Here is a 22,415-nt window from a genome sequence, read left to right as displayed (position 1 = left end):
GTCAATCCCTGGGCTGCGACGGGTCGATACCGGCTTCGGCCAAGATGGTCAAAAGCTGGGTCCAGGCGTCGGCCAGAAGGCCGCCGCACCGGGTGACGTCGGGCTTGCCGTCGCCGAGGATGGCCTGGCAGGTGATGCCGCCGTAGGCCGGGGTGACCCGTTCGGTGAACCAGTCCACGTATTCCGTGACGAGAAGGTCCGCCTGGTCGTTGGGCAGTTCCTCCTCGCGGCCCCGGCCGACGTAGAGGCCGAGCACCAGGCAGCCGCCGGTGAGGATGCCGCAGGTCTGGCCCGAGGCGCCCATGCCGTGGCACACGCCCGAGGTGGCTCGTACGAGCTCCCAGTTTTCGACGCCCTGGGCCTGCAGGGCCAAAAGCATGAGGATCTGGCTGCAACAGTAGTTTTTCGCGGCCAGGGGCATGATTTCGAGCATGGTGGGGTTCATGGCGTCTCCTTGGCGGCGACGATCAGGCAATAGCCCAGGCGCGGGCGTGGTCCGCCGGCGCAAGCCGGATCGCGGCCCGTGAGCATGGCGATGACGCTTTTGGCCGAGCCCAGGGCGAAGGTCAGCCGGCAGGCCAGCTCGGTCAAAAGCCGGGTGTGGTCCTCGAACAAACGGATGGCCAGCCCAGCCCGGGCAAGCGCTTCCACCAGGGCCTCGCGGGGGACGGCCCCGGCCAGGCACCCGGACGCCTGAGGCCCCGCCGCCTCGCCGGCGCGCCGGTACAGGTCGGAAACGACCAGCCGGCCGCCCGGGCGCAGCACGCGCACGATGGCGTTCAGGCAGGCCGTCGCGTCGCCCGTGGCCGACAGCACGCATTCGCAGAAAACGCCGTCCAGGCAGCCGTCGCGCAGGGGCAGGGCCTGGCCGCGGCCGCGCACGACACGGCCCCTGGCCGCGGCCTCGGCCGTAAAGGCCGACGAAGGATCGAGCCCCACGGCGCAAAGGCCGGCCTCGGTCAGCCGCCCCAGGGTCAGGCCCGGTCCGCAGCCGAGGTCGAGGACTTTGGCGCCCGGCGCGAAGCGGCACACGCCCAAGGCCCGCTCGGTGAGGGCCAAGCCGCCGGGGCGCAGGGCGTCGCCGGCCACGCAACGGAAATCCGCCCGTTCGTACGGCGCGGCCGGCTGCGTCACTACTTGTCCTCCAAAAGCTGCTCCACCTCGAGCATTTTGCCCACGGCCACGTACTCGGGCAGAAGCGACAGGCCGCATTTGGGGCAGGCCAGGATGGTGATGGTGAAGCCGCCTTCGAGGTAGTTGACGGCCGTGGGCGAGGGTTCAAACGGCCCGTCGCACGAGGCGCAAACCCAGTCGCCAGACTGCGGCAAATAGACGAGCGAATCGTTCATACGGGATGTGCCTCCGGCGGGCAGGAGGGGCGTTGCCCCTCCTGCACCACCCCACCGGGGGGGATAATCCCCCCCGGTCCCCCTTTACGGGTTGTTCGATTTCGTGTTCGTCACACGTGTTAAGGCCCCCATCGTACCCCCCTCAAGGGGGTCCGGGGGGGATTATCCCCCCCGGCCGCCGGAGGCATCTTCATCTTCTCTTCTCTTCCCTTCTTTTCTTCCCCTCTTCCTACTTCCCCACGCCGGCGACGGTCATGCGGTGGCTGTAGGCGGTGAAGACCCGGGCGGTCGGGCCTTCCATGGCGTATTCCACCCAGTAGGTGACGCGATGGGGCGTGAAGCTGGCCAGGAAGTGGCCGTTTTCGCGATTTTTGAACTTGCGGCCGGTGGTTTCGGCATGGGCCAGCACGCGTTTGACGTCGTCGTCGAGGATGTGGCGCGCTTCCATGAGGGCGCGCACTTCCGGGCTGACCGTGAAATCCGGCCCGGCCGGCGCCTTGGGGTCGACGGGTTCGTTCCAGACCGTGGCCAGCAGGTCCCGGCGCAGCCGGGCCCGGGTCTCGTGGCGCATGGAAAAGCCGGGATCGGGCCGCGTGGCCGGGTCGACTCCCTCCTTGGCCGGAAACAGCAGGTCGAGCAGGTGGTAGGCCCGCTTGCCCACATGGGCCAGCCGGTCACGGCACATGGCACAGGTGGCCAGGAAGTCCCTGTCCGAGGCGGCGGCCCGTCGTTCGGTCACGGCCTTGGCCAGCTCGGGATGGGCGTTGCCGACCAGGCCGCCGAAGCCACAGCATTCGGTGTAGCGGCCGGAAAGGGGCAGTTCCTCGAAGGGCACGCCGCGTTTTTGGAGCACGTCGCGGATGGCGGCCTGGGTGGCGGCGTCGTGGCGCGAGGTGCAGGAGTCGTGGACGGCCAGCGGGGCGGCCGGGGTGAAGCCGGCCGCTTCGGGCAGGCCGGTTTCGTCGTTTATGACCTGCCACAGCGACACGGCCGGGATGTCCGGCGCGGCCTGGCGAAAGACGGACAGGCAGGAGGCGCAGGCGGTCACGAGCCGGGGCTTGCCGAGGCCCTCCCATTGGGCCGTAAACGCGGCCACGACCTCCTCGAACAGGGCCTGCCGACCGGCCCACAGGGCCGGCGCACCGCAGCAGCCCAGGGCAAGCCCCACGCCGCCGGTCAGTTTGCCGCGAAGGAAAGCGTAGGCCTCAGGGATGCGGCCATCGGGCTCGCCGCCGAGCTGGCAGCCCGGGAAAAAGAGGTGGGCGCAGGACGCCTGGCCAGGTTCGGTGCGAAGGAGCGCGAAATCCGGGCCGTTGGAAAAAGCCATGTCCTCCAGGGCGAATTCGTGGGCGGCCGGGGGCATCTTGCCGCGTTTGACCATGTCGCGGCGCGAGTCCAGGCACAGCTCGGCCATGGAGAAGTCCTCGGGGCAGACCTCGGTGCACAGCCCGCACAGGGTGCACGAGTCGATCATCTTGTTCATGGAATGGTTGCCGAGGACAATCGACAGGTTGTTGTAGATCTGGCGGGCGTAGAGTTTGGGATAGCCCTTGTAGTGCTTGAGGTACTCGCAGACTTTCACGCACTCCATGCAGTCGCACTTGAGGCAGCGGGCCGCCTCGGCCTTGGCGTCTTCCGGGGCGAAGCCGGCCACGGCGTCGGCCGGATCGCGGCGGGGCACGGCGGGGATGCCCTCGAGATTCGTGTAGGTGCGGGTGGCGCAGGCCCCTTCCTTTTCCCGGCTGGCGGTGAGCGTCGAGCCGGTCAGGAGCCGGTCGATGGAAGTGGCGGCGCGTCGGCCGTCGGCCACGAGCCCCATGATGGAGCGGGAGCCGTCGGCGGCGGGCCAGCCGCCGTAGAAAACGCCTTCCTCGCCGCCGCCCAGGGTCACCGGATCGACGTCAGCACGGGAAACGCCCAGGGGATTGGCATCCTTGGCGCATTCCACGTAGACGGCGTTGCAGTCGCGGCGCACGGCCGCGAGCAAGGCGGCATCCACGGTCTGGCCGGTCTTGATGGTCACGCCCATGCGCTTGAGGGTCTCGATGTCTTCGGCCAGCACGGTCGGAGGCAGCACGTCGGGGGAAATTTCATGGAGAATGCCGCCGGCGCTCGGCCTGGCGACGTAAAGCGTCACGGAAAAGCCTTTCTTGGCCAGATCCCAGGCCAGGGTCAGGGCGCTGAGGTCACCGCCCAGGGCGGCCACGGTCTTGCCCTTTTGCGGCATGCACAGCGGCTTGCCGCCGGAGGACGTGGCCAGGGCGCAGGCCCGTTCCAGGGCGCCCACGGCGATGGGGCCGCCGACGGGCTCGCGGATGCAGGCCGCCTCGCAGGGATGGTCGCAGATGCGGGCCAGGATGCCCGGCAAGGGCATGGTGCGATCGAGGATCTTGCGCGCGCCGGTGAAATCGCCGGCGGCCATCTTGGCGGCAAAGGCCCGGACGTCCACGTGGATGGGACAGGCGGCCTGGCATTTGGGCTGTTCTTCCTCGATGCACCGGGCTTCGATGGTCCGCAGGTCCTGTTGATTCATGGGAACCTTCCGGAGGAAACGACGGGACGAACGCGGTATGCGCCCGTCCCGTCGCGGTTTTAACGGATGGTAGAACCCTTCGGGTTACTTGCCAAGGGCCTTGAGGCCGGCGAGAACCTTTTCGGGGTAGGCCGGCAGGTGGCGGATGCGCACGCCGCAGGCGTTGTAGATGGCGTTGATGATGGCCGGGTGCGGGCCGCACAGCGGCACTTCGCCGACGCCGGAGTTGCCGTAGGGGCCGTGCTCACGCGGCGACTCGACGTAGATCAGCTCCATGGCGTCCGGGATGTCGTGGATGTAGGGCACACCGGCGCCGGCCAGCGACGAGTGCTTCTTGATGTCCTCGAAGTCCTCGGTCAGGGCCAGGCCGATGCCCTGGGCGAGGCCGCCCCAGTTCTGGCCGTCGACGGTCTGGCGGTTGTTGATGGTGCCGATGTCCTCGACCATGACCATCTTGTCGACCTGGGTCTTGCCGGTGGCCAGTTCCACGGTCACTTCGGCCAGGAACAGGCCGTACATGTAGCAGCAGAACGGGGAGCCCAGGCCGTTGCCGTCGCAGTCCTTGGCCGGGGCGGTCCAGGTGCCGTTGTACTTGGTCTTGATGCCTTCCTTGACCATTTCGTCGTAGGTGCGGAAGGTGCCGTCGGGCTTGCGCATGGCGTCAACGAGCTGCTTGCAGCCGTTGATGATGGCCTGGCCGACCACGACGTTGGAGCGGGAACCGCCGGCCGGGCCGGAGTTGGGGCACTTGGCGGTGTCGTTGAGCACGAGCTTGATCTGGCAAGCCTTCAGGCCCAGGGGCTTGAGGGTCTCGTGGGCGAAGCCCAGGGTGCCGGCGTCGGAGCCCTGGCCGTGATCCTGCCAGGTGTTGAAGATGGTGACGGTGCCGTCGGCATTGAGTTCGGCGTCGGCGCCGGCGGAGTCGGGGCCGTCCAGGCCGGAACCGTAGATGCCGATGGCCACGCCCACGCCCTTTTTATGGGTGGCAGTGGAGTTCTTCTTGGCGTTGGCCAGGGCTTCCTTGTACTTGGGCCGCAGGATCTCGATCATCTCGGGCAGGGTCCAGGAATCGGGAACCTGGTCGGTCGGGGTGGTGTCGCCCGGGCGGTACGCGTTCACATACCGGAATTCCAGGGGATCCATGCCGAGCTTTTCGGCCATCTCGTCCATGAGGGACTCGGAGGGGAACATGATCTCCGGCGAGCCGTAGCCGCGGAAGGCCGAACCCCAGCCGTGGTTGGTGGCCACGCAGTAGCCCTTGGCGCGCATGTTCGGGATGCCGTAGCCGGCCATCCAGTACTGGGAGCCGCGCAGGGTCAGCAGGTCGCCGAACTCGGAGTAGGGGCCGTGGTCCACGATCCATTCCATTTCGGAGGCCACGATCTTCTTGGTGGCCTTGTCGACCGCGATCTTGCCCTTGGTCCAGAACGGGGAGCGCTTGCCGGTGTAGTACTGCTGCTGGGCGTAGTTGTAGTGCAGGTGGCAGGGCTTGCCGGTGGCCAGGGCAGCGGCGCCGACCAGGGCTTCCATGGTCGGGCTGAACTTGTAGCCGAAGGTGCCGCCGGTGGGGTTCTGGATGAGCACCATCTTGTCCGGCTCGACGCCGAGGCCCGGGGCGATCATGTACAGGTGCAGGTACAGGCCGATGGACTTGGAGTGGATGACGAGCTTGCCTTCGTCATTGACATAGGCAAAGCCGACGTCCGGCTCGATGGGCAGGTGGGGCTGGCGCTGGGTGTAGTAGTCGCCGCCCATGACTTCGTACTTGGCGTCGTTGAAGAAGGGAGCGACGTCCGCGCCCTTGGCGTGGTTCTGCTCGTAATAGGTGTTGGGGGTGCCGGGATGGATTTCGATGGCGTCTTCGGCCATGGCCGCCGGGGCGCTCATGTAGGCCGGCAGGACTTCCAGGTCGACCTTCACCTTCTCGGCGGCGGCGCGGGCATTGGCCTCGGTATCGGCCGCGACCAGGGCGATGGCGTCGCCGTACTGGAACACCTTGGTGTCGCACAGGATCGGACGATCCCAGCCGTCACCCTTGTTGGTGGGGAAGGTGATCAGGCCGGTGATGCGGTTCTTGCCCTTGACGTCCTTGGCCGTGATCACGCTGTGCACGCCCGGCATCTTGAGGGCTTCGGAGGCGTCCACGCCCTTGACGTTGGCGTGGGAGACGCGCGCTTCCACAATGGCCAGATGCAGCGTGTCCGGGGGCAGCATGAGCTTCTGGTCGTCGCCAAACAGCCACTGGCCCATGACCTTGGCCACGCCGGTCGGGCGCGGGGCGCGGGAGCCGAAGATGTTGCCGTCGGCGGGCATGTTGTGGTTGATGTCCAGGGTCATCTCGCCGCGCATCACTTTGGCGGCGTCCATGACGGCGTCGACCAGGGGGATGTAACCGGTGCAACGGCACACGTTCTTGTGCTTCTGGAACCAGTCGCGGACCTGGGTGCGGGTGGGTTTGGGGTTGGTGTCGAGCAGGCCCTTGGCGGACATGATGAAGCCCGGGGTGCAGAAACCGCACTGGGCCGCGCCGTTGACCACCCAGGCGGTCTGGAGCGGATGCAGGTTGGCCTGGTTGCCCAGCCCTTCGATGGTGGTGACGCTCGCGTAGTCGGCCAGGCGGCGGATCTTGGTGATGCAGGCGCGCACCACTTTGCCGTCGATGATGACCGAGCAGGCGCCGCACTGGCCCTGACCGCAACCGACCTTGGTGCCGATGAGGTGCAACTGGTTGCGCAGCACGTCGGACAGGAAGGCATCCGGGTCGACGATGAGCTTGCGCTCAAAACCGTTCACGACGAGGATTTTTTCCAGCATGGGGTTGCTCCGTTTTCTGGGTTAGAGTTTATCGTTTCCGCCGACGCGCGACGCGGACCCGAGCCATCGCCTTGTCGCGCCCGTTGCCGCCCTTCGCGCGGATTTTCCCCTGACAGCGACCCAACAGTCGCGTAACGCCTAATGCTTGCCGAATCCGCACAGCGGATAGCGGCATTCCGGACACATGGCGCAAAGCCCGCCCAGCCCCAGTTCCACGATGTCGGCCTTGGCCAGCGTTTCGCCGGCCACCAGCCGCGGCACCGTCAGGTCGAAGATGCTGGCCTTGTGGTACATGACGCAGCCGGGTAGCCCGACCACCGGCACCTCGCCGATGGCGGCCAGCATGAACATGGCCCCGGGAAAAGTGGGCGAGCCGTAGGTGACCACCTCGCCGCCGGCGGCCCGGATGGACGACGGGGACAGGTCGTCGGGGTCCACGGACATGCCGCCCGTGACCGCGATCATCTCGGCGCCTTCCGCCAAAAGCTGTCGGATGGCCCGCACGGTCATGTCCTGGTCGTCGGGCACGATGACCTGACGGAAGACCGTACAGCCCAGGTCGTCGAACTTCTTGCGCAATACCGGCCCGAACTTGTCCTTGATCCGGCCGTGGTAGACCTCGCCGCCGGTGGTCACCACGCCCACCCGAAGCGGCCGAAACGGCAGGACCGAAACCACCGGCCCGGTTTCGGCCGTAACCGCCTCCACCGCCTCCAGCCGGGCGGCGGCCACCACCAGCGGCACCACCCGCGTGCCGGCCAGCATCTGGCCCGGGGAAACCGCGATGTCGCCGTGGATGGTGGCGATGGTCACCTCGTCGATGGAATTGAGCCGGCGCAGGGCATCGGCCTTGATCTTGAGCAGCCCGCGGCGGTCGGCCAGCAGGTTGATGCGGCCCTCGCAGGGCTGGGTCAGCGTCGTGCCCTGGCCGGCCACGGCCTTGGCGATGCGCGCCGCGGCGTCGTCCTCGTGGACCAGCCCCTCGGCCAAATCCCAAACGTAGATGTGCTCCTTGCCCAGGCGCAGCAGCGTCGGAATGTCGCCCGCCTCGATGACGTGCCCCTTGCGGAAGGCCGGACCCTTGCCCTCGCCCGGGACGATGCGGGTGATGTCGTGGCACAGGACCATGCCTTGGGCCTGATCGACGGGAACGCTACGCATGCGGTCTGCTCCTTTGCCTGGACATGGGCGGGCCGGATTGCCGCCGGGTGACGATTTCTGGATCCTCTGTCACGATTTTTTTAAAGCGTGATCGTTGGAGGGCCCTATTACTGCGGATGGTCGGCCATGCGACGCCATTTCCCCTGATGGAGGCGGCATGCCGCAACGGCTCTTGTGTTAGCGGTAACATAAAAACGCCGTATTTCGTTGCGGCACAGGCTCTGAAACATTACGTGGCAATGAGGTGATTTTTCCCAGAAATGCTTGATTTTGCCGTTTTGGATGCCACATGTTCCAGAATCACAGCAAGAAGCAGGCCAAGGCGAGGAGGCGGGAAAACCGGGCTTCGGCGAGGGCAAACACCGAGTGTCACGCGCGCCAGGCTGCCAGTGTGACACGCTGACAGTGTCCCGAAGCCGGGCAGAAGGGCGGATATTTTGTTAATATGCTGTTTTTATTTTAGAAAAGATCGAAAAGAAATTTTGAACCACTTTGTAGCACAAGATGGGTCATAATGCGCCAATCGCATGGGAAAGGCGAAAGTAAAATGTGTTATATTAATGAAAACAGAAAGGAGAACGCTATTGTTTATGTTGCTTCAAGCATAGACCGCTTCAGTTTCCCCTTCATGCTGTCCGGAAAGCCAATCCCTTCCATGGCGTAAAAGCGTCGCCTTCCGCCCCTGCGTGGGGGCCGGAGGCCTGGACGGCCCGTACAAGGGCGGGAGTGCGGGTGAGGCGGGAAGAATGCCTCCGGCGGCCAGGAGGGGATGATCCCCTCCTGGACCACCCCGTCAGGGGCGGATGGAGATACGGTCGGGAGTGGGGGGCGGCGGGGCGTCGGTCGTGGTGGTCGCGGCAAGGGGCCTGCCGACACTGGCTGCAAAGCCGGCCAGCACGGCAGGCCCCTTGCCGCGACCACGGGCGCCAGCGGCGAAGCGCCGCATGTAAGAATTCAATCCTTCATTGCCGTTGCAGAGGCTTCCAAGGCAAAAAATCCAAGACCTCGGCCCGCAGGGCCGACGGCTGGGCGAGGCCGGAATGGCGCCTTTCGAGCCTGGAGCGCAGCGACGGCATCGAAAGGCGCCATTGCGGCCTCGCATCTTCGCGCCGCGCACGCCCGCGCCTACGGTGACCGACGCACCTTCCGCCCGCCACAGCCGACCGGGGGGACCGGGGGGAATGATTCCCCCCGGTGGGGTTCGGGGCAAAGCCCCGATGGGGTTCGGGGCGAAGCCCCGATGGGGTACGGGGCAAAGCCCCGATGGGTACTGGCGTCCCCTTCGGACAAACCTCTAAAAAAGGTTGTACTGCCGGATCTTGCGATAGAGCGTCTTGCGGCAGATCCCCAGGGCCTCGGCGGCCAGGGACCGGTTGTTGTCGTAGAAGTTGAGCACCTTGGCGATGTGCTCCTTCTCCTTGGCCTCCAGGGTCAGGATCTCCTCCTCGGCCCGGGCCGGTTCCAGGAACTCGCGCGGCAGGGCGTGCTCGGTGATGAGGTTGTTCTCCGAGAGGATGATGGAGCGTTCCATGACGTTGCGCAGCTCCCGGACGTTGCCTGGCCAGTCGTAGTTGGTCAGGCACTTCATGGCCCGGTCGGAGATGCGGAAGGGCGCCTGCCCGGCGGTCAGGCGCGAGAGGAAAAATTCCACCAGCAGGGGAATGTCCTCGCGGCGCTCGCGCAGGGACGGCATTTCGATGTTGAAGACGTTGATGCGGTGAAACAGCGCCTCGTGGAACCGGCCCTCGGCCACTTCCCGGACGAGTTCGCGGTTGGTGGCGAAAACGAGCCGGATGTCGGCGCGGCGTTCTTCCTTTTCGCCCACCCGGCGATAGGTCTTGTTTTCGAGCACCCGCAGCAGCGCCGCCTGGACTTCGATGGGCAGTTCGCCAATCTCGTCGAGAAACAGCGTCCCCTTGTTGGCGAAGGCCATGAAGCCCTCGCTGTTTTCCACCGCGCCGGTAAACGAGCCGCGCAGATGGCCAAAGAGCTCGCTGCGGGCTAGTTCTTTTTGCAACGTGGCGCAGTTTTTGATGAAAAACGGTTTGTCCGCCCGTTTGGACAGCGACTGGATGAGGTGGGCCGCCACCTCCTTGCCGGCGCCGGATTCGCCGGTAATCAGCACGGGCACTTCGGTCGGGGCGACCTTTTCGATGAGGTAGCGCACCTGTTTCATGGCCGGGGAGTTGCCGACCAGTTTGACCGGCGGGGTCTGGCCCTGGAAATGGCGCAGCCGGCGGTTCTCCCGGCGCAGGAAGGTGCGCTGGTAGGCCCGTTCGATGAGTAGTTCCAGTTCGGCCAGGTTGAACGGCTTGGTCACGTAGTCGAAGGCGCCGAGCTTCATGGCTTCCACGGCGGTGTCGATGGCGCCGTGGCCGGTGACGAGGATGGTTTCCAGGTCCTCCTGGCGGGTGCGCAGCTCCACCATGAGCTCGATACCGTTGGCATCGGGCAGGCGGATGTCCAGGACCGCCACCTCGTATTCGTTTTTGGCCATGAGCTCCCGGGCTTCGCGGGCGCAGGCGGCCACGTGGACCGTGCGGGCCGGCGTGGTCAGTTCCTTGAGCAGGAGCTTGCCGATGGAGGGTTCGTCGTCGACGACGAGGACGCAATAGGGATTATTCACTGGATTGGCCGCTGTCCAAGGGGAGTTTCACGGTGAAATGCGTGCCGAGGCCGACTTCGCTGGCCACCTCGATGACGCCGTGGTGCTCGCGCACGATGCCGTAGCAGGCAGCAAGGCCGATGCCGATGCCCTTGCCCACGGGCTTGGTGGTGAAAAACGGGTTGAAAAGCTTGTCCATGTGCTCCGGCGCGATGCCGCAGCCGGTGTCCTCCACGGAAAGGTTGACGGTGTTGTCGTTTTCCGGATGGGTGGTGATGGTGATCTCGCCCTGGCCGTCGATGGCGTCCATGGAATTGACCAGGATGTTGAGGAGGACCTGCTTGAGCTGGGCCTCGTCCCCGGGCACGGTGGGCAGGTCGGGGAAGAGGTTGACGGTGAGGCTCAGCCCCTGCTGGCCGCGCTCTTCCAGGTGGCCGCGCAGGATGCTCAGGGTGTCCGTGACCACTTCATTGAGGCACACCGGCGAGAAGGCCAGGGTGTGGGGCCGGGAAAAGGAGAGCATGGAACGCACGATGTCGCGGCAGCGCCGGCATTCCATGAGGATGGTCTCGGTGTATTCGGCCACATCCGAAAAAAGGGGGTCCTCCACGGCCTCGCGGATGACCGGCAGGCGCCGGCGGATGCCCTCGGCCAGGCCGTAGACGGCCGTGAGGGGATTGTTGATCTCGTGGGCCACTCCGGCGGCCAGCATGCCGATGGTGGCCATCTTTTCGGCCTGGTAGTACTTGGCCTGGTATTCCTGCTCCATGGTCACGTCGCGCTTGAAGATGAGGATGCGCGACTCGGGGCTGTCGGGGTTGTGGATGGGCGAGGCCACCATTTCGAACTGGCGGACCAGGCCGCCGATCTTGAAGGTGCCCATGCAGCGGCACACGGCGTTGGACTTAAACGACCGGTGGGCCGGGCATTCGGGGCAGGGGCGGCTGGCGTCGCGAAAAAGCCGGTAGCAGTGCTGGCCCTCGGGATGGGGCACGCTGAACAGTTCGTGGAAGACGTGGTTGACCGAGATGATGCGCAAATCCTTGGTCAGCACCATCATGATGTCGGTGATGCCGTCGAGGATGGCGGCGATCTCCTGACGGCGCAGCTCCGATTCCTCGTGGGCCTCGCGCAGCTCCTGCACCTTCTGGCGTAGTTCCTGGTAAAAGCCGAGCTTGCTGTGCTCGATGCCGATGAGGTCCTCGAGCGTCGTGGGCTGGGGCGGGGCCTCGGCCGGCGGGACCTCGAGCAGGATCGGCGGATAGGGGCAGGCCCGCAGGCGCGAGGGCATCATGAAGGACTCGCGCCCCTCCCGGGCCACGTCCAGGGGCAGGCGACGCAACGGCAGGCCGCGAAGCGCCCCGGTCACGAGGCAGGTTCCCCCCGTCAGCGGGCGGGGCGCACCTGGCGCGGGATGCTCCGTGTGATCCTGGGAGGCCATGCTGTCGTCCTCCGGACGAAAACGAATTACGACAGGAGCAGACAGGCCGGCTCCTCGCCGCGGGCCACGGGACGCCGGGCCACGAGCCTGTCCGGGCCGGCCGGTTCGATGGCGGCGACATAGCCGAGGTCCAGGAAATCCTGCAAGGCGGCGATGGCCCGCTGGCGGAAGGCCGGCATGGGCTGGCGCGTGAGCCCCGACAGCCGCCGCAGGGCGGAAAGCTCCAGGCGCACGCAGGCCGGGCCATGGGTCAGCAAGCCGGCCAGCCAGCGCGGGAAGGGGGCAGCCCCCAGCGGCGCCCGCACGGCCAGCAGCCGCTCCACCACCGGCGCGCCGCGCAAGCCTTCCATGATACGGGGATTGATGTCCACGGCGCAGATGCCGGCGACGCGGTCGCACAGCAAGGTGTTGAAAAGCCTGGCCTGCATGCGCAGGCAGCCGGCCGCCTCCTCCATCTCGATGCGGGCCCCGGCCAAACGCCACAACGACCGTTCCAGGCGCCTGGCGTCGAAACGGCGTCCCTTGGGCCGAATCACCCGTGTCAGGTCGCGCACGCGAAAACGGGCCGCGCCGGCGTTGCCGGATTCGCGGAAAGCCAGCAGGACGCAGCCGAGAAAAGCGTCCAGGTCGTCCTGGTCCAGGCGTTCGCCGCAGTAGCGGATGTCCGCGCCTTCGGCGCAGGTGGCCAGGGGCACGCCGTCCACCCGGACCCGGGGGCCGGGATTGCGGGCGGCGAAAAGATCCGAGGCCAGGAGGAGTTCCACCAGGCGGCCGGAGAAGCCCCGCACCAAAGCGTCGGCCGGGCCGGGCCGGGTGTCGTTGTCGAAGGGGTTGGCCAGGGGCATGGCGTCGAAACCGATTTCGTCGTGGTACATGGAGGTTCCCCCCTGCCTTGCGCCGTTGCCCCGGTCCGCGCCCGTATCGGACGGACCGGGCGGTGAACGAAAGGCGGGCCGCCGTGGCAGGCGGCCCGCCGCTGTCGTGCGTTACGCCGTGCGTTTGAGGGTGGCCAGCATGCCGCGCAGCTGGCGCAGGTGGCCGCGTTCCTCGTCCAGGCACTGTTTGACGATGCCGGATTCGGCCGGCGGCAGCAGGTCCATCATCTCGCGGAAATAGAGGATGGTGTCCTTCTCGAACCGGCTGGCCAGTTCGATGGCCGCGATGGCGTCGGCCGCGTCGGCCAGGTCCTTCTCCGGGGCGCCGCCGCAGAAAAGGGCGTGGGAATCGAGCAGGGCCTGGACGTAGTCCATGTATTCCTCTTCATCGCTCCCGGCCGGGATTTCGATTTTGGCGATGCGCCCGGCCATGGCCTCGAAGATGGCCTGATGGCGGGCTTCCTCGCCGGCAAAGAACTCCAGGAACCGCTTGACGTCCGGATTGGTCGCGGCGGCCGCGGCCTGGGTGTAGACGTTGCGGCCCCGGCGCTCGATTTCCACGGCGGTGCCGACGATATCGCTGGCTGAAAAAAATTGTGCCATATGCGTCTCCGTTAGGTGGGGCTGGCGTGAAGAGGCCTCCGGCGGCCGGGGGGGATCATCCCCCCCGGACCCCCCGGATGAGGGATGTCGACCGTCCCCCGTCTTGGCTTCGTGCCTTCGCCGCCATGCGCGCGTTCCGGTTACAATTCGTTGGGCAGGGCCTTCAATTCGGCGTACGAGTAGCACGGACCGTCCACGCAGACGTAGCTCGAGCCGATGTTGCAGCGCCCGCAGATGCCGATGCCGCACTTCATGCGCTTTTCCAGCGTGGTGAAGATCTGCTCGTCGGCGAACTCGAGCTTCTTGAGCGCTTCCAGGGTGAACTTGATCATAATGGGCGGGCCGCAGGTGATGGCCACGCAGTTTTCGGGCTTGGGCGCCAGTTCCAGCAGGACGTTGGGGATCAGGCCAACCTTGTGCTCCCAGCCCTCGGCCTCGCGGTCGATGGTCAGCGTCGTCTTGACGTCGCTACGGCTGGTCCACTCGGGCAGCTCGGAGGAGAAGGCCATGTCCGCCGGCGAACGCGCGCCGTACAGCAGCGTGATGTCGCCGTAGTCGGCCCGGTTGTCGAGCATGTACAGGAACAGCGTGCGCAGCGGGGCCATGCCGATGCCGCCGCCGACGAACACGATGTCCTTGCCCTTCATGGCTTCGTAAGGGAACGGCTTGCCGAGCGGCGCCCGCACGCCGACCTTGTCGCCGGCGGACAGGCCGTGGAGCATGGTGGTCACCTCGCCGGCCCGCATGACCGAGAACTGGAGGTAGTCCATGCGGGTGGGGGGCGAGTTGATGACGAAGGTGGATTCGCCGATGCCCGGGGCGGACAGCTGGCCGACCTGGCCGGGCTCGAACTTGAAGGCGGCCATCTTGGCGTCGTCGTCGAAGCGCACCCGGAAGGTCTTGATGTTGTGGGTCTCCTGGACGGTCTCCAGGACGGTGGCCACTTCCGGCAGATAGGGATTGAACGGATCGGTCATGGTCTTGCCCTCTAGCCCTTGGCCCTGGCCACGGCGTTTTGCACGATCTCGCGGATGTCCACCGAGACCGGGCAGCTCTTGATGCACCGGCCGCAGCCGCAGCAGGCGACGATCCCCTCGTGCAGGGTCGGGTAATAGCTGAACTTGTGCCCCACGCGGTTTTTGAGGCGATGGGCCTTGGTCGGCCGGGGGTTGTGGCCCGAGGCCTCCAGGGTGAACTGGAAGTGCATGCAGGCGTCCCAGGAACGCATGCGCCGCCCGGACTGGCCCGTGGGCTCGTCGGTGATGGTGAAGCAGTAGCAGGTCGGGCACAGGTAGGTGCAGGCGCCGCAGCTGACGCACTTGTCCGACTGGTCGCGCCAGAAGTCCATGTCGTCGAAGGCGGCCAGCAGCGCCGCCGGGGAGGTGGCGATGTCCGGGGCTTCGCCCAGGGCCTCGCGGGCGGCCGCCTTGACGGAATCGGCCTCGCCGGCCTTGGCCGCGCCGTCGGACAGGGCGGGGTTGTCGAGCAGGGCCGCGCCCTTGTCGGTGAGGGCTTCGGCAGTGTAGCCGCCGGCCACCGGCGTGAGCAGCACGTCCGAGCCGGCGCCGTCGGCCGGGCCCGAGCCGACCCAGTGGCAGAAGCAGGTGTTCTCCACATTGGCGGTGGAGCAGGCCATGGTCACGAAGGCCGTGGCCTGGCGGGCGTTGATGTAATAGGGGTCCGGGAACTTCTCGCCCATGTAGACCCGGTCGAAGATCAAAAACCCGCGCGCGCCGCAGGGCTTGGCCCCGAACACGACCGTGGGTTCGGCCTCGGTCGAGGGGAGCAGTTTGAGGGTGCCCTTGCCCGGGTCCTCGGCGTCCTTGCCCCGCTCGTAGCGGAACAGTTCCTGGCAGGCCGGGAAGACGGACCCCTTGGGCGGGGCGGTGGCGTCGGAACCGAAGACGGGCTGGCAGCCCGGCGCGTAGGGCCGGAAGACCACGCCGCCGCCTTCCGCGACAGGGACGAGCACCCGGCTTTTCTCGGCCAGGGACTTGAGCCAATCGGGGAGCTTTTCGCTCGCGATATATTTGACAGCGGCCATTACCAGCTACGCTCCTTGATGTTGTCTTCCTCGAGCTTGAACTGCAGAAGCGGCGGGATCGCTTGCGGATCGACGCCGGCCTGGTAGCTGAACAGGTCGTGGATGGTACGATTCAAGTGCTTTTTGAGCGCCAGGACCGGGATGTCCATGGGGCAAGCCCGCTGGCACTCGCCGCACTCCGTGCAGCGCCCGGCCAGGTGCATGGCGTGGACCACCTGGAAGAAGAGTTTTTCCGTGGCCGAGTCTTCCTGGGTCAGCCAGTGGGGCTCGCGGGACTGGGCGATGCAGTGGTCGCGGCACACGCACATCGGGCAGGCGTTGCGGCAGGCGTAGCAGCGGATGCAGCGCTCCATGTGGTAGCGCCAGAAGGCCATGCGCTCGGGTACGCTCATGGCGTCCAGGGCGGCCAGGTCGGCGTCGGCCGTGGCGGCCGGGGCGGTCGGGGCGATGGGGGAGCCCACGTAGGTGTCGGCCAGGACCGCGTTGGGGAACTGGCAGCGGCCGCACTTGTCGGCCCGGACCTCGGCCAGGGGCATGGCCACGGTCTGGCCGCCGGCGGTGACGGAAACCGTCTTGCCGTCGGTGGTCACGGCCGAGGCCGCTCCGGCGCTGGCGCCGGCGGCGGCGATCTTGGCCTTGACCTTGGACAGGTCGATGACCCCTTCGCAGGGCATGCCGAAGATGACCACGTTGTCGCGGTTGATCAGGTTTTCCTGGAGCAGCTCGACCACCGAACGGGAGTCGCAGCCCTTGACCACGATGCCGACCTTCTTGCCCGCCAGGGTGGGCAGGTAGACGGCCGGGTTGTGGACGTTTAAGGGCCCCCATTCCAGCTTGTCCACATCGGCTTCGCTGCGCATGAACAGCGGCGTGTTGTGGAGGGGGTCGAAGCCCTTCTGCCAGCCGATGACGCATTCAAGGCCGGGCAGGGCCTCCTTGATGCGGGTTTTGAGTTCCTCAAGCCGCGACACGGTTGCCTCCTTGGCCGAGCGCTCCGGCCACCTTGGCCAGCATGTCCGCGGATACGGCGTCGTAGCGCGGCGCGGGGCCCAGGGCGTGAATCTGTTCGGTGAAAACCGTCACCACTTTCTGCCAACGCTGGCCTTCCGAGGCCGAGACCCAGGTGTAGTCGAAACGGCCCGGGTCGATGCCGAGGATGGGCAGGAAGCGCTTGAGCACTTCCAGGCGCCGCCGGGCGTAGAAGTTGCCTTCGGCGTAGTGGCAGTCGCGGGGATGGCAGCCGGAAACGAGCACGCCGTCGGCGCCGTTAATCAGCGTCTTGGCGATGAAAAGCGGATCGATGCGGCCGGAGCAGGGCACGCGGATGATGCGCAGGTCCGTGGGCTGATTGAACCGCCCCACGCCCGCCGTATCCGCGCCGCCGTACGAGCACCAGTTGCACAGAAATCCGACGATACGCAGTTCCTTGCCGGTCAGGACTGGCATAAGGCGTTGACCTCCGCGAGGATTTGGTTGTCCGTGAAGTGGGAGAGCTGGATGGCGCCCTGGGGGCAGGTCGAGGTGCAAAGCCCGCAACCCTGGCAGACCGTCTCGATGACCTCGGCCTTTTTCTGGCCCCTAAATTCCACTTCTTTGATGGCCTTGAACGGACAGGTGAGGATGCACTTGCCGCAGCCGACGCAGCGCTTGATGTCCACGCGCGAGATCTGCGGGTCGCTTTCCAGCTGGTCCTTGGAGAACAGCGCCAGCACCTTGGCCGCGGCGGCGCTGCCCTGGCCGACGGACTGCGGGATGTCCTTGGGGCCCTGGCAGGAACCGGCCAGATACACGCCGGCGGTGTTGGTCTCCACGGGCTTGAGCTTGGGGTGGCTCTCCATGAAGAAGCCGTACTTGTCGTAGGAGATGCGCAGCTTCTCGGCCAGCTGCGGCGCGCCCTTGGCCGCTTCGGCGCCGGCGGCCAGGACCACCAGGTCGGCCTCGATTTCCATCTGCGTGCCGGCCAGGGTGTCCGCCCCGCGCACGATCATCTTGCCGTCTTTCGGGTAGACCATGGCCACGCGGCCCCGGATGTAGCGCGCCCCGTACTCTTCCATGGCCCGGCGGGTGAACTCGTCGTACATCTTGCCCGGCGAGCGGATGTCCATGTAGAAAACGTAGGACTGGGAGTCGGGGATGTGGTCCTTGGTCAGGATGGCCTGCTTGGCCGTGTACATGCAGCAAAAGCCCGAGCAGTAGGGCCGGTCCAGGGACTTGTCGCGCGAGCCGACGCACTGGATGAAGACGATGTTTTTCGGCTCCTTGCCGTCGGAAGGCCGCTTGATGTGGCCGCCGGTCGGGCCGGAGGCCGACAGCAGCCGTTCGTACTGCAGGCCGGTGATGACGTCGGGGTAGCGCCCGCCGCCGTACTCGGTCACCTTGCTGATGTCGAACAGGTCGTAGCCCGTGGCCGCGACGATGGCGCCCACGTCTTCGGTCACGATCTCGTCGGCCATGTCGTACTTGATGGCCCCGGTCGGGCAGACCTTGGCGCACACGCCGCACTTGCCCTTGACGAACTGGCGGCAGGTGGTCGGGTCGATGACCGCCTTTTTGGGGATCGCCTGGGGGAAGGGGATGTTGATGGAGGTGCTGGGCCCGATCTTTTCGTTGAACCGGTCGGGGTTCTTCTTGCTCGGGCACTTCTCCATGCAGGCGCCGCAGCCGGTGCACAGCGTCCAATCGACGTAGGTGGCCTTTTTCTTGACCTGCACCTGGAAGTTGCCCACGTAGCCGCCGATGGTGTCGACCTCGGAATAGGCGTGCAGCGTGATGTTGGGGTGCTGGGCCACGTCGACCATTTTCGGGCCGAGGATGCAGCTCGAGCAGTCGACCGTGGGGAAGGTCTTGTCGAGCTTGGCCATCTTGCCGCCGATGGAGGACTCGCGTTCGACCAGGACCACTTGCAGGCCGCCGTCGGCGCAGTCCAGCGCCGCCTGGATGCCGGCCACGCCGCCGCCGATGATCATCACGCGCTTGTTGATGGAGAACTTGCTCGGGGCCAGCGGCGCGTCGCGGCGCAGCTTTTCCACGGCGATGCGCACCAGGTCCAACGACTTGTTGGTGTTGGCCTCGCGGTCCTTGCCGATCCAGGAGACGTGCTCCCGGATGTTGGCCATTTCGAACATGTAGCGGTTAAGACCGGCGCGCTCCACGGCCCGGCGGAAGGTGGGCTCGTGCATGCGCGGGGTGCAGGAGGCCACCACCACGCCGGTGAGGTTCTTGTCCTTGATGGCCTGGATGATGCCGTCCTGGCCGGGCTCCGAGCAGGCGTACATGGTGTCCGTGGCGTAGACGACCTCGGGGAATTCCAAGGATGTCTTGGCCACGGTCGCGGTGTCCACCGTGCCTTCGATGTTGCTGCCGCAGTGGCAGATGAAAACGCCGATTCGCATGGCCTACGCCCCCTTCGCCTGGGTGTCCGCGCCCGAAAGGGCCTTGTTCAAAACGGGCCGCGGGTCGATGCACAGCTGGCCGAAACCGAGTTCCTCGTCCGCCACGTTTAAGGCCACGCCCATGAGCTGGGTGTAGTAGGGCACGGGGATGCGGAAGTGGCTGCCCAGGGCCCGGTTGACCTGTCCCTGGCGCAGATCGAGGTTCATCTGGCACAGCGGGCAGGCCACGGCCACCATGTCCGCGCCGATGGAGACGGCCGCGTCCAGGAGCTTGCCGGTGAGCTTGGCCACGATGTCCTGGCGCGGGATGCCGTAGGAGGCGCCGCAGCATTCGACCTTGAGCGGGAAGGGCACCACCGTGGCGCCCAGGGCGGCCAGGATGTTGTCCATGGCCATGGGGTTCTCGCAGTCGTCGAATTTCATGAGCTCGGGCGGCCGGTTCATGATGCAGCCGTAGTAGCAGGCGACCGTCAGGCCGGACAGCGGCGTGCGCACGGCGGCCTTGATCGCGTCGAGGCCGATGTTTTCCACCAGGGCCTGGAGCACGGAGATGGCTTCCACGCCGCCGGCGTAGGCGTCGTCGAGGAGCTTGTTGACCTTCTCGGCGTTCTCGGCCTTTTCCATGCGGTGGTTGGCGGTGCGCAGGTTGGTCAGGCAGCTCGGGCAGGGCGTGGCGGCGGCGGTCAGCCCCATGCCGGCGACCAACTGGAGGTTGCGGGCCGAGAGGGCGGCGGAAAGGATGTGGTCCTTGGTATGGGCCGGGGTCGAACCGCAGCAGCTCCAGTCCGGGATGTCCACCAGGGACAGCCCCAGCGCCCGGCACACGGCCCGGGTGGAGGCGTCGTATTCCTTGGACGTGCCGAGGCCGGAGCAGCCCGGGTAGTAGGCAATGGCTTCGCTCATGAGTTCGACTCCCTCTCGAAACGCTCGAAGATGCGGGCCACGTGCTCCTTGCCCGCGATTTCGTGGGGCTTCAGGGAGAGCTTGCCCTTGGGGAAGATTTTCGGCCCAAGGTCAACGTCGGTCCAGAAGCGGCCCGTGCGCATGACGTAGTTGATGGTGAGCCCCAGCTCGAAGACGCGGCCGTGGGCCTTGACCGAATCCAGGAAGCTGTCCCAGAAGGTCTTGACCTGCGGCACGGCGGCGTAGCCTTCGCGGCGGGCCATGTGACGCAGCACGTCCATGACGCAGGCCACGTCGATCATGTTGGGGCAACGGGTGGTGCAGGACTCGCACGTGGCGCAAAGCCAGATGGATTTGCACGACAGTACGGTCTTTTTCTGCCCGGCCTGGACCAGGCGCATGATTTGGCTGACGGGGATGTCGTAGGCGAAGGTGTACGGGCAGCCGGCCGTGCAATTCCCGCACTGGTAGCACAGGCTGATCTTCTGCCCGGACGCTTCCTCCACCCTGTGAACGAAATCCTCGTCGTAGTCGCGGGTGAAATTGATGGTCTGCATACGATCCTATCCGGTTGACGTGAAAGAAACTGAATCTATGAAAAGCGGTTCGCCCTGACGCCTGAGGCAGGGGACACGACGGCCGCGGTCCGAGGTGGATAGCATGGCGGTCATTGCTTTGCCACCCCGGACCGGGCGTCGCGCCTGGAGGATTTTTTCCAATAATTTCAAAGATTTTTTAATTGTGCTCGCAATTGCGCCTTGTCGTCGCTTGTGTCGATCTGGAACAAATGTGTAATAAATGGACTTCGTAAGGACGTATTTCGGGTCTCTTTTCGGGGGCCAGGTGCGGAAAACGCGTCCTTGCCCGGCCGGGACGCGTCTTGCCGTTTCGCGCCAAGGGGGCGCACATCACCTCGACGCCGCCGCGCCAGCGATTCTCGCGACAATCCCGGTGCGGCTTGCCCATCCCCCGACGGCCGTGGCGGACCGCCGGGCCGACACCGGGGCGTTGATGCTCAAAGGGGGCCCGGAGGCCCCCTTTGAGCACGTCGGTCGCTCTGCTTACAGGGCGGCCGTGTAGATGCCGGTCACGTCCTTGTCGGTCGGGCAGCGCGGGTTGGTGAAACCGCAAGCGTCCTTCTGGGCGTTGCCGGTCATGGTCGGGATGTCGGAAGCCTTGACTTCCTTGCCGTAGAACTTGCCCATCTCGACCAGGCCGGCCGGGATGCCGATGTCGGTGGAGATGCGGCGGATGGCATCCAGGAACACGTCGGCGGCGGCGCGGTTGGACATGCCGGCGACGGGCTCGCCGATCAGCTTGGCCAGGGCGGCCAGGCGGTCGATGCAGGCGATCAGGTTGTACTTCTCGACGTGGGGCAGCAGGATGGCGTTGCACTCGCCGTGGGGCAGGTCATAGAAGCCGCCCAGCTGGTGCGCCATGGCATGCACGTGGCCGAGGGAGGCGTTGTTGAAGGCCATGCCGGCCAGGTACTCGGCGTAGCACATCATGTCGCGGGCTTCCAGGTCGGACCCGTTGGCCACGGCGCGGGGCAGGAACTTGAAGATCAGGTCAATGGCCTTCTCGGCGCAGGCGTCGGTCATCGGGGTGGCGATGGTCGACACATAGGCCTCGACGGCGTGGGTCAGGGCGTCCATGCCGGTGGCGGCGGTCAGGCGGGGGGGCATGCCCATCATCAGGATCGGATCGTCGATGGCGACGCCCGGGGTGCAGCGCCAGTCGACGATGGCCATCTTCACGTGGCGGGACAGGTCGGTGATGATGCAGAAACGGGTCATTTCGGAGGCGGTGCCGGCCGTGGTGTTGATGGCCACGTAGGGCGGGAAGGGCTTGGTGGACTTGTTGACGCCTTCGAAGTCGTGGATCTTGCCGCCGTTGGCGGTGACGAAGCCGACGCCCTTGCCGCAGTCGTGGGAGGAGCCGCCGCCCAGGGTGATCAGGCTGTCGCAGCCTTCCTTCTTGTACAGATCAACGGCGTCGTGAACGTTCTTGTCAGTGGGGTTGGGGATGGTCTCGTCGAAGATCGCGTACTTCATGCCTTCGGCGTCGAGGACGTCGGTGACCATCTTGAGGACGCCGACTTTCACAATACCTTTGTCGGTCACGATCAGCGGTTTGGTGCCGCCCAGCGCCTTGATCTTCTCGCCGCAGATTTTCACCGCGCCGACGCCGATCTGGGTAACGCTGGGGATAAAGAAACCATAATTGTTACCGGTGATCATCATGGTGCCAACCTCACTTGGGTTAAGGTTATGGTTGTGCGAACGGACCCCAAACCTGATTTCCTTGCGGCTTTTGGGTAAACGCTTCCCCCTATGAAGCAATTCCCGGGCCACTTTTGTCGTCCAATTATTTCAGTATGTTGGCGTAATCCCTGGGAAGGCCGCGGGGCAGTCTGGGTGTCCCGAGGGCTTCAGGGTGTGTCCCAAAGGGCGACGCCGGAGCAGGGGCTGGGTAAAAAACGGCCTGCCGTGCGGGTTGGGGCGAAATGGACAAGTTGTCCCACGCTGGCGCGGCGATTGGGTAAAAAGGTCACAGGGGCATCGAGGTGGGGCGGGTTGTCCCTTTTGGGACAGAATGACCCAAAAATAGTTTGTTTTATTTCAATATGTTGCGATTTTGGCGCTTCCAGGGCCAGTCCTGGGTCGAAATGACGCGCCGGCACCGGCCTGCCACA

The 22,415-nt window shown here is 65.9% G+C and carries 18 protein-coding genes; all 18 read right to left on the bottom strand.

Going from position 1 to position 22,415, the window contains the following annotated elements:
• Position 1: 1 nt before the first annotated feature.
• Positions 2-445 carry a DVU_1555 family C-GCAxxG-C-C protein gene (locus ACP59X_RS22970; protein ID WP_428563036.1) on the bottom strand — a complete coding sequence of 148 codons (444 nt, stop codon included), beginning with the start codon at positions 443-445 and terminating at the stop codon, positions 2-4.
• Complete coding sequence (trsM, locus tag ACP59X_RS22965) at positions 442-1,134, bottom strand: DVU_1556 family methyltransferase (protein ID WP_428563034.1); 693 nt, start codon at positions 1,132-1,134, stop codon at positions 442-444. The genes ACP59X_RS22970 and trsM overlap by 4 nt, the downstream gene beginning before the upstream one ends.
• Positions 1,134-1,349: a DVU_1557 family redox protein gene (locus ACP59X_RS22960; protein WP_428563032.1), complete on the bottom strand. Its 216-nt coding sequence runs from the start codon at positions 1,347-1,349 to the stop codon at positions 1,134-1,136. Before ACP59X_RS22960 ends, trsM begins: the two co-directional genes overlap by 1 nt.
• Before the next feature lie 229 nt (positions 1,350-1,578).
• On the bottom strand, positions 1,579-3,882 hold the full coding sequence (locus ACP59X_RS22955) for a pyridine nucleotide-disulfide oxidoreductase/dicluster-binding protein (RefSeq protein ID WP_428563030.1): 2,304 nt from the start codon (positions 3,880-3,882) through the stop codon (positions 1,579-1,581).
• Positions 3,883-3,966: 84 nt separating this feature from the next.
• Positions 3,967-6,696 (bottom strand): molybdopterin-dependent aldehyde oxidoreductase, encoded by a 2,730-nt coding sequence (locus tag ACP59X_RS22950; RefSeq protein WP_428563028.1) that lies wholly within the window; start codon positions 6,694-6,696, stop codon positions 3,967-3,969.
• A 138-nt stretch (positions 6,697-6,834) separates the two neighbouring features.
• A complete protein-coding gene (locus ACP59X_RS22945; RefSeq protein ID WP_428563026.1) occupies positions 6,835-7,857 on the bottom strand; it encodes a molybdopterin-binding protein in 1,023 nt (340 codons plus the stop codon).
• Between the two features lie 1,294 nt (positions 7,858-9,151).
• Complete coding sequence (locus tag ACP59X_RS22940; RefSeq protein ID WP_428563024.1) at positions 9,152-10,483, bottom strand: sigma-54-dependent transcriptional regulator; 1,332 nt, start codon at positions 10,481-10,483, stop codon at positions 9,152-9,154.
• The gene (locus tag ACP59X_RS22935) at positions 10,476-11,903 is read right to left on the bottom strand and encodes a two-component system sensor histidine kinase NtrB (RefSeq protein ID WP_428563022.1); all 1,428 of its coding nucleotides are present in this window, start codon (positions 11,901-11,903) and stop codon (positions 10,476-10,478) included. Before ACP59X_RS22935 ends, ACP59X_RS22940 begins: the two co-directional genes overlap by 8 nt.
• Positions 11,904-11,929: 26 nt before the next feature.
• Positions 11,930-12,778 carry a hypothetical protein gene (locus tag ACP59X_RS22930; RefSeq protein WP_428563020.1) on the bottom strand — a complete coding sequence of 283 codons (849 nt, stop codon included), beginning with the start codon at positions 12,776-12,778 and terminating at the stop codon, positions 11,930-11,932.
• Positions 12,779-12,889: 111 nt separating this feature from the next.
• Positions 12,890-13,381 carry a ferritin-like domain-containing protein gene (locus ACP59X_RS22925; RefSeq protein ID WP_428563018.1) on the bottom strand — a complete coding sequence of 164 codons (492 nt, stop codon included), beginning with the start codon at positions 13,379-13,381 and terminating at the stop codon, positions 12,890-12,892.
• 140 nt (positions 13,382-13,521) lie between these two features.
• Positions 13,522-14,358, bottom strand: coding sequence for an FAD/NAD(P)-binding protein (locus ACP59X_RS22920; protein ID WP_428563016.1), 837 nt, complete (start codon positions 14,356-14,358; stop codon positions 13,522-13,524).
• An 11-nt stretch (positions 14,359-14,369) separates the two neighbouring features.
• Positions 14,370-15,425: a 4Fe-4S dicluster domain-containing protein gene (locus ACP59X_RS22915; protein WP_428563014.1), complete on the bottom strand. Its 1,056-nt coding sequence runs from the start codon at positions 15,423-15,425 to the stop codon at positions 14,370-14,372.
• Positions 15,425-16,396 carry a 4Fe-4S dicluster domain-containing protein gene (locus ACP59X_RS22910; protein ID WP_428563012.1) on the bottom strand — a complete coding sequence of 324 codons (972 nt, stop codon included), beginning with the start codon at positions 16,394-16,396 and terminating at the stop codon, positions 15,425-15,427. The genes ACP59X_RS22915 and ACP59X_RS22910 overlap by 1 nt, the downstream gene beginning before the upstream one ends.
• Positions 16,383-16,871, bottom strand: coding sequence for a hydrogenase iron-sulfur subunit (locus ACP59X_RS22905; RefSeq protein WP_323429697.1), 489 nt, complete (start codon positions 16,869-16,871; stop codon positions 16,383-16,385). The genes ACP59X_RS22910 and ACP59X_RS22905 overlap by 14 nt, the downstream gene beginning before the upstream one ends.
• Positions 16,859-18,817, bottom strand: a complete 1,959-nt coding sequence (locus tag ACP59X_RS22900) for a 4Fe-4S binding protein (RefSeq protein WP_428563010.1) — start codon at positions 18,815-18,817, stop codon at positions 16,859-16,861. Before ACP59X_RS22900 ends, ACP59X_RS22905 begins: the two co-directional genes overlap by 13 nt.
• Before the next feature lie 3 nt (positions 18,818-18,820).
• Complete coding sequence (locus tag ACP59X_RS22895) at positions 18,821-19,720, bottom strand: CoB--CoM heterodisulfide reductase iron-sulfur subunit B family protein (protein WP_428563008.1); 900 nt, start codon at positions 19,718-19,720, stop codon at positions 18,821-18,823.
• On the bottom strand, positions 19,717-20,277 hold the full coding sequence (locus ACP59X_RS22890) for a 4Fe-4S dicluster domain-containing protein (protein ID WP_428563006.1): 561 nt from the start codon (positions 20,275-20,277) through the stop codon (positions 19,717-19,719). Before ACP59X_RS22890 ends, ACP59X_RS22895 begins: the two co-directional genes overlap by 4 nt.
• Positions 20,278-20,781: 504 nt before the next feature.
• Positions 20,782-21,963, bottom strand: a complete 1,182-nt coding sequence (locus ACP59X_RS22885; RefSeq protein ID WP_428563004.1) for an iron-containing alcohol dehydrogenase — start codon at positions 21,961-21,963, stop codon at positions 20,782-20,784.
• Positions 21,964-22,415 lie beyond the last annotated feature (452 nt).

The organism is Solidesulfovibrio sp. DCME, from assembly GCF_049995385.1.
GTDB lineage: Bacteria > Desulfobacterota > Desulfovibrionia > Desulfovibrionales > Desulfovibrionaceae > Solidesulfovibrio.
Note: the sequence above shows the minus strand (reverse complement) of the source record. Positions and strands in the feature narration are given on the sequence as shown.